Below are 6,839 nucleotides of genomic sequence, written 5' to 3' on the forward strand. Positions count from 1 at the left end.
GAATAGGAGTGATGGTATACGAGATCATGTGCCGTGATCTCGGAACGTCGCGCCCGCCCCTCAGCTGGCTGCCGCCATTTTCTCCCCGTAAACGGGAGAAGGACGCTCTCATCGCCTGTTTCGCCAACCGCCAGCGCTGCATGGGCCCTCAGCGCATTGCCGTCCGAGCCCTCGACGCCTAAAACAACCCCCCTTCACCCTAAGCTGAATTGACCGTGCCACCCTGACATGCCAAAGGCCTAGCCTTTCGTCTGGAGAACCTCCGATGACCGATCGCGTCGAAATCGCCGGATTGAGGATTGCCCGCGAGCTTTATGATTTCGTCGTGAACGAGGCGCTGCGGGGCACCGGCATTGCAGCCAACGCGTTCTGGACCGGCTTTGCGGCCATCGTGCACGATCTTTCGCCGAAGAACCGGGCGCTGCTCGAAAAGCGCGAAGCCCTGCAGGACCAGATCGACCGCTGGTATCGCGACAATGGCGCGCCCAGCGACATGGAATCCTATAAGGGGTTCCTGAGGGAGATCGGCTATCTCATGCCGGAAGGGCCGGCCTTCTCCGTCGCGACCGAAAATGTCGACCCGGAGATTTCGGCGGTCGCCGGGCCGCAATTGGTGGTCCCGGTGATGAATGCGCGCTACGCGCTGAATGCCGCCAATGCGCGCTGGGGCTCGCTCTACGATGCGCTCTACGGCACCGATGCCATTTCCGAGACCGACGGCGGCGAGAAGGGAAAGAGCTTCAACCCGTCGCGTGGCGCCAAGGTGATCGCCTGGGCTAAAGGTTTTCTCGATGAGGCCGTACCGCTCACGACAGGCAAATGGGCTGGGGTGAACGGGCTTTCGTTCGTCAATGGTATGCTGCGGCTGGGCGAGGGCTCCGGTGTCACCACGCTCGCCGATCCCAGGCAGTTCGTCGGCTATCGCGGCGACGCCGCCGATCCCGAAGCTGTCCTGCTCACCAGGAATGGCCTGCATATTGAAATCGTCATCGATCGCGCCAATCAGATCGGCCGGACCGATGCAGCCGGCATTGCCGATGTCATCCTGGAATCGGCGCTGACCACCATTCAGGACTGCGAGGATTCGGTCGCAGCGGTCGATGCCGAGGACAAGGTCATCGTCTACCGCAACTGGCTCGGCCTGATGAAGGGCGACCTGGCGGAAGAGATCACCAAGGGCGGCAAGACGTTTACCCGAAAGCTCAATCCGGATCGCAGCTACACTTCGCGCGGCGGCGGTACGCTGACGCTGCCCGGCCGTTCGCTGATGCTGGTCAGGAATGTCGGTCACCTCATGACCAATCCGGCGATCTCTGACCGCGACGGCAACGAGGTGCCGGAAGGCATCATGGATGCGGCGATGACGGCGCTGATTGCGCTGCACGATGTCGGGCCGAACGGACGCCGCGCCAATTCCCGCGCGGGCTCGATGTATATCGTAAAGCCCAAGATGCACGGGCCGGAGGAAGTCGCCTTCGCCGTCGAGATTTTTGGCCGCGTCGAAGCCCTGCTCGGCATGGCGGAAAATACCATCAAGATGGGCATCATGGACGAGGAGCGGCGCACCACCGTCAATCTCAAAGAGGCGATCCGCGCCGCCAAAGACCGCGTCGTCTTCATCAACACCGGTTTTCTCGACCGCACCGGCGACGAGATCCACACCTCGATGGAAGCCGGCCCGATGATCCGCAAGGGCGACATGAAGCAGGCCGCCTGGATTGCCGCCTACGAAGCCTGGAACGTCGACACCGGGCTGGAATGCGGGCTGGCCGGCCACGCCCAGATCGGCAAGGGCATGTGGGCGATGCCTGATCTGATGGCGGCGATGCTGGCGGAAAAGATCGCTCATCCCAAGGCCGGCGCCAACACCGCCTGGGTGCCGTCGCCGACGGCGGCGACGCTGCACGCCACCCATTATCACAAGGTCGATGTCCCTGCCGTCCAAGTGGCGCTGAAAAGTCGGCCCAAGGCAAAGCTCGACGACATCCTGTCCGTGCCGGTCGCGGCGCGGCCGAACTGGTCTCAAGAAGAAATCCAGAAGGAGCTCGACAACAACGCGCAAGGCATTCTGGGCTATGTCGTTCGTTGGATCGACCAAGGCGTCGGCTGCTCGAAAGTGCCTGACATCAATGACGTTGGCCTGATGGAGGACCGCGCCACGCTGCGTATCTCCTCGCAGCATATCGCCAACTGGCTGCACCATGGCGTGTGCACATCAGACCAGGTGATGGAGACGATGAAGCGCATGGCTGGCGTCGTCGACCGCCAGAACGCAGGCGATCCGCTCTACCGGCCGATGGCGCCCGACTTCGACAGGTCCATCGCCTTCCTCGCCGCCTGCGACCTCGTTTTCAAGGGCCGGGTCCAGCCGAACGGCTACACCGAGCCGGTGCTGCACGCACGACGGCTGGAGCTGAAGGCGAAGGAAAGAGCTGGATAGCACAAGCCGCCGTTGCAAGGCGCAGTCTCACAATACGTGGCGCGAAATAGAAAATCTTCCGACGCCGCATGTTTGAGATGCCCAGTCTGAATCATCCGACGGATATTAGGTATCGCTAAGATAGCGTTGTCCCGGTGCATGCGATCTGCTACGATTTTAATCACCGACAACGGCTCTGGGAGGCCGTGCGTCCGAATCATGCACAAGATCAACTCAAAAAACCGGAGAATGGCCATGAAACGGCTTCTGACGGTCGCCGCCCTTTCGGCGGCGGGCAGTTTGTTTGCGATGCAAGGCGCAGCCGCCGACGACGCTGCGATGATCAAGAGCGCTGAATCCGCCGCACCCCCCGCTGTAGCAAGCGGCGCTACGATCCACGCCATGGATGAGAAGGGATCAATGCGCACGCTGCGCGAGGGCACAAACGGCTTCTGGTGCATGCCGGACAACCCGGCCACGCCTGGCCCGGATCCAATGTGTGGCGATGCCAACGCGATGGACTGGGCAGTGGCGTGGATGGGAAAAAAGGAACCGCCCAAGGGCAAGGTCGGTTTCATGTATATGCTGTCCGGCGGCACTGACGGCAGCAACACCGATCCTTATGCGACAAAGCCCGAGGAAGGCAACAATTGGGTGGAGACTGGACCGCACGTGATGATCGTCAACGCAACGGACCTGATGCAGGGCTATCCGGCGGACCCCAAGCCTGACACGTCCAGGCCATATGTGATGTGGGCGGGCACTCCCTACGCACATCTCATGATCCCGGTTAAGTAGCTGCCGTCGAAATGACTGGCGATAACGATCGGGCTGCGTAGCATCAGACTGTCGAGTTCCGGCCTGGGCCGCCTCCGGCCCGCAGGCTGACCGACGCCGATCCGCGCGTATTGTGGGTCAGCTGATTCCAGGCCCGCTTCGAGCGGCGGCACCGCGCAACCGATGGCGACATGCGCCACGCAAATCGTCAGGCTGGCGGCCGACGGCGTCTGGTTGGCCGACCTGGCGACGATCGCTCTTCCCGAAGGCAGCAACTGCGCGTCGAGCTCCTTGGGATGACCCGACAGCCCGGAACCGATGTATAGGCTTGCTGGCTACTCGGCGGGCAAGCTTTCCGGCGCTGGACATTGCACTCTACGCCGCCTGCGCCATTCGCTCCGAGCTCATGCGGTAGGAAATCGCCTCGGCCAGATGGATACGGCCGACCGTCTCGCTGGCCTCGAGATCGGCCAGCGTTCGCGCCACTTTCAGCACCCGGTGGTAGGCGCGCGCGGAAAAGCCGAGTTTTTCGCTGGCGTCCCTGAGCAGCGACAGGCCTGATGCATCCGGCATCGCGATCTCCTCGATGACCGAGGGCGAGCAATGCGCGTTGGTGGTGGCAGGGGTCGCGCCGAGCCGCTCGAAACGTTCGCGCTGGATTGTCCGGGCGCGTGCGACGCGCAGCGCCACCGCGGCACTTTTCTCCGCCCGGTCCGGCCGGATCAGATCGCTGGCCGAGACCGCCGGCACCTCGATCCGGAGATCGATGCGGTCGAGCAGCGGGCCGGAAATGCGCGCCTGGTAGTCGGTGCGGCAACGGTCGCCGCGTAGGCAGCGATAGCCCGGCTCGCCGGCCATGCCGCAGCGGCACGGGTTCATCGCCGCGACCAGCTGGATGCGCGCCGGATAGGTGACGCGATGGTTGGCGCGGGCGATCATGCAGTCGCCGGTCTCCAGCGGCTGGCGCAGCGCGTCGAGCGCCTGCGGCGAGAATTCGGGAAACTCGTCGAGGAACAGCACGCCGTGATGGGCAAGCGACGCCTCGCCCGGCCGCACCCGCAGGCCGCCGCCGACCATCGCCGCCATCGAGGCCGAATGGTGCGGGGCGCGGAACGGCCGCCGGTCGGTCAGCTTGCCTTCGCCGAGTTCGCCGGCAACCGACGCGATCATCGAGACTTCGAGCAATTCCCTCGGCGCCAGCGGCGGCAGGATCGACGGCAGCCGCTGCGCCAGCATCGATTTTCCCGAACCCGGCGGTCCGACCATCAGCAGATTGTGACCGCCGGCCGCCGCCACTTCGAGTGCCCGCTTGGCGGTCTCCTGGCCCTTGATGTCGGCCAGATCCGGCAGGTCACGCGCCGAGGCATGGATGCCGGCCTCCGGCCGTGACAGGACCTGCGTGCCGCGAAAATGATTGGCAATGGCGATCAGGCTGCGCGGCGCCAGAATGTCGAAATCCTGGCCGGCCCACGCCGCTTCCGGCCCGCAGGTGAAAGGACAGATCAAGCCCTTGCCTTCGGCATTGGCGCCGATCGCCGCCGGCAACGCGCCAGCCACCGCGGCGATGGTGCCGTCGAGCGACAGCTCGCCAAGCACGACATAGCCGGCCAGCATGTCGCCCGGAATGGCCCCCAATGCCGCCATCAGGCCGAGCGCGATCGGCAAATCGTAATGGCTGCCTTCCTTGGGCAGGTCGGCCGGCGCCAGATTGACCGTGACCTTCTTCGACGGCATCGACAGGCCCGACGCATGCAGCGCCGCCTGCACCCGCTCCCGGCTCTCGGCCACCGCCTTGTCGCCGAGACCGACGATGTGCATGTTGACCTTGCCCGGTGCTATCATCACCTGCACGTCGACCGGCACCGCCTCGATGCCCTGGAAAGCGACCGTTCGGACCCGCGCAACCATTTCTCTGCCCCCGGATATGAGCTCGCCCGAAGCCCATGCGATCATGCCGCGAACGGCGTCACCGGAGACAACCACAGATTTTGGGCAAAGGCAAGAACATTACAGGAACAATTGAACGCTACAATCTGATGGCGTCGCGGCTCTGGGTCGGAAAAACGCTGTTCCGCCAAGCGTGCGCTACTTGCGTTTGTCCTCGACCGCATCCCAGAACAGGCTCGCAACATCGGCGCCACCAAAACGCTGCACCTCGCGCACGCCGGTCGGCGACGTCACGTTGATCTCGGTCATGTAGTCGCCGATAACGTCGATGCCGACAAGGATAAAGCCGCGCTCTTTCAGCGATGGGCCGATGCGGGCGCAGATCTCGCGTTCGCGCGCCGTCAGTTCGGTTTTTTCGGCGCGGCCGCCGACATGCATGTTGGAGCGTGAATCATGCTCGGCCGGCACCCGGTTGATGGCGCCGACAGGCTCACCGTCAATCAGGATGATGCGTTTGTCGCCGGCGCGCACCTCCTTCAGATAACGCTGCACGATGTAGGGCTCGCGGAACAACTGGCCGAACATTTCGAGCAGCGAGGCAAGGTTGCGGTCGGCCTCGTGCAGGTGGAAGATGCCGGCGCCGCCATTGCCGTAGAGCGGCTTGACGATGATGTCGCCGAACTCCTTGCGGAAGGCGGCGACCTCCAGCGGGTCCTTGGTGATCAGCGTTTCCGGCATCAGGTCGGGAAATTCGGTGACGAAGATCTTTTCCGGGCTGTTGCGCACCCACGCCGGGTCGTTGACCACCAGTGTCTTGGGATGGATGCGCTCGAGTATGTGCGTCGTGGTGATGTAGTTCATGTCGAACGGCGGATCCTGCCTGAGCAGGACGACGTCCATCTCCGACAGGTCGGTGCGGACTTCTTCACCGAGCGAATAGTGATTGCCCTTCTCATCGCGGACCTGCATTTCCTCGATGCGGGCAAACACCTTGCCGCCGCGCAGCGACAACCGATCGGGCGTGTAGTGCAACAACTGATGGCCGCGCCGCTGCGCTTCCAGCGACAGCGCAAAAGACGTGTCGCCGGCAATCGAAACGGTGGAGATGTGGTCCATCTGGACGGCGATTTTCAGAGGCATGGCGGATCTCCGGCGGATCGGATGGGCATTTGTGCTTGCCCTTACAACCTCGCCGGTGATCTGCCAATCGCGACATTTGAGGATTGCCTGCTGCATGCGGGGCGTCTGTCGGCCAGTTGCAGACAAAGCGAGGCTGTGCGTGCGCTCGATGCCTCGTGGGGTTGGCCGCCGCTGCAAGGACGCGTAGTGGGACGTGATCGTCTTTTTGTCTGACATAAGCCTCGGGAATCGGTTTTTCTCCCTTGCTCCCCCGACCGGGCTGGCTAGGATGCGCGCCGACTGAGCCTACAGCGCCGCGCGTCCTTTGGACGCGCAAAGGACGCTGTAGCACTTTGATTTTGCGCATGATCCTTTCCGAAATCGAAACCGATTCCGGGGTCATGCGCAGGGAGAAAAAAATGATGCCATCGGCACGCTTTGCCGACCTTCAAGGTGCCTCGGTGCTGATCACCGGCGGCGGCTCCGGCATCGGCGCGGCGCTGACCGAGGGCTTTGCCCGCCAGGGAGCGAAGGTCGCCTTCATCGACATCGCCGATGGCCCGAGCCTTGCGCTGGCCGACCGCATCGAGAAGGATCTCGGCCGCCGGCCTCTCTATCTCAAGACAGACATACGCGA

At 63.5% G+C, this 6,839-nt stretch carries 6 protein-coding genes; 4 read left to right on the forward strand and 2 right to left on the reverse strand.

The genetic code is table 11. From position 1 onward, the window contains the following. From EOA86_RS39400 to EOA86_RS16200, 3 genes are all read left to right on the forward strand, one after another. The coding region (locus EOA86_RS39400; protein WP_206630037.1) for a hypothetical protein at positions 1-182 on the forward strand (182 nt) is incomplete at its 5' end. A gap of 83 nt (positions 183-265) precedes the next feature. Beyond that, positions 266-2,440, forward strand: coding sequence for a malate synthase G (locus tag EOA86_RS16195; RefSeq protein ID WP_128342538.1), 2,175 nt, complete (start codon positions 266-268; stop codon positions 2,438-2,440). Positions 2,441-2,638: 198 nt separating this feature from the next. Next, positions 2,639-3,217: a hypothetical protein gene (locus EOA86_RS16200; protein WP_245497288.1), complete on the forward strand. Its 579-nt coding sequence runs from the start codon at positions 2,639-2,641 to the stop codon at positions 3,215-3,217. Between the two features lie 354 nt (positions 3,218-3,571). On the opposite strand, the gene EOA86_RS16205 is transcribed toward EOA86_RS16200, so the two are convergent. Together EOA86_RS16205 and gshB are read right to left on the reverse strand one after the other, a co-directional pair. Further along, positions 3,572-5,104, reverse strand: coding sequence for a YifB family Mg chelatase-like AAA ATPase (locus EOA86_RS16205; RefSeq protein ID WP_128342540.1), 1,533 nt, complete (start codon positions 5,102-5,104; stop codon positions 3,572-3,574). A gap of 177 nt (positions 5,105-5,281) precedes the next feature. Beyond that, positions 5,282-6,223 carry a glutathione synthase gene (gshB, locus tag EOA86_RS16210; RefSeq protein ID WP_128342541.1) on the reverse strand — a complete coding sequence of 314 codons (942 nt, stop codon included), beginning with the start codon at positions 6,221-6,223 and terminating at the stop codon, positions 5,282-5,284. Positions 6,224-6,621: 398 nt separating this feature from the next. Between gshB and EOA86_RS16215 the strand changes: the two genes are divergently transcribed. Next, on the forward strand, positions 6,622-6,839 hold a 218-nt coding region (locus EOA86_RS16215), incomplete at its 3' end, for an SDR family NAD(P)-dependent oxidoreductase (protein WP_128342543.1).

Origin of the sequence: Mesorhizobium sp. M5C.F.Ca.IN.020.32.2.1, assembly GCF_004023105.1 — a bacterium.
Classification (GTDB): domain Bacteria; phylum Pseudomonadota; class Alphaproteobacteria; order Rhizobiales; family Rhizobiaceae; genus Mesorhizobium; species Mesorhizobium wenxiniae.